Here is a 423-nt window from a genome sequence, read left to right on the forward strand (position 1 = left end):
GATGTCGTGCATTGTTAAGGATGCGGGAACTCTTGAGTCTGTTGATGAGGTCACAAAATATGTGACTAAGCCGAACGATATTGAGACGATGGAGGATGGCCATCTTGAGTGGTTCTATAATGAGACACTCAATACGCGACTGATACAGAGGTACGGATCGTTTAAGGAGTTCAAGGGGTCTCTTAATGATGAGAGGCTTCGCATCGTTCGAGATCAGTCTGATGGATCTCTGAAGATGATGAAGAAGCGTGTCATCAATGATGCTGAGCTTTTCACGAAGCGTGATGAAGGCGAAGCCACGATAGGTGTCCCTAAATCATTGGATATGTTCGGGCCCGATATTGCTATGGCTCTCTGTGTTGAGCCTTCTCTTGATGGTCGTGTCATCGTTGGTGATGAAATAAAATTCGAGCAGATGGAGAA

Annotated in this window: 1 protein-coding gene; it reads left to right on the forward strand. The window is 45.6% G+C overall.

Annotated elements, in window-relative coordinates; translation table 11 throughout:
* On the forward strand, positions 1 to 423 hold a 423-nt coding region (locus KP705_RS18110), incomplete at both ends, for a protein rep (protein WP_215765299.1).

Origin of the sequence: Gluconobacter sp. P1D12_c (assembly GCF_018812105.1) — a bacterium.
GTDB classification, from domain to species: Bacteria; Pseudomonadota; Alphaproteobacteria; order Acetobacterales; family Acetobacteraceae; genus Gluconobacter; species Gluconobacter oxydans_A.